Source organism: Mycobacterium scrofulaceum, assembly GCF_002086735.1.
GTDB classification, from domain to species: Bacteria; Actinomycetota; Actinomycetes; order Mycobacteriales; family Mycobacteriaceae; genus Mycobacterium; species Mycobacterium scrofulaceum.
Map to the genome: position 1 here is coordinate 1 of NZ_MVIJ01000165.1, position 514 is coordinate 514.

1 pseudogene is annotated in these 514 nt (G+C 68.7%); it reads left to right on the forward strand.

Annotation, left to right across the window (positions count from 1 at the left end):
* Positions 1–472, forward strand: a pseudogene (locus tag BST44_RS30765) (hypothetical protein); the annotation flags it as partial.
* Positions 473–514 lie beyond the last annotated feature (42 nt).

Below are 514 nucleotides of genomic sequence, written 5' to 3' on the forward strand. Positions count from 1 at the left end.
GCCCCCGCCCGACACGAAATCGCTTGACCTCCAACCGGTCACACCACCGGCCGCCGTGCCGGCCGCCACCCGCGCAGCGCGCCCGGGCCGACGTGTCCGAGTCAGAAAACTGCTCATCGCCGCACCGGCGCCGGCCATCGCCCAACAAATCACCGCCCGCGCCAGCGGCCACTGCGAAATTATGGCTCCCGCATGCACATACGAACAGGCCGCGATCTTCTCCCGGCGCCGCCGCGCACACCCACACACCCTAGGAAGTCCCGCCGACGCGATCGCAGCCTGCCGCAACTGCATCGACCTCATCGAACACACCGACATACCCACCGCGCTCGACCTGGGATACCTCGTCGACCCACGCAGCACCACCAGCACGACACCCATGTTGTGGCGCCAGCACCGGTGGGTCTTCCTCGACACCCACGGCCACCTGCACGACACCACTGACCTCACCGTGACCCACCACGCCTCCTAACGCCATGTCCCCCAACCCGGCCACGTCGCTTCCCGCCAGCCC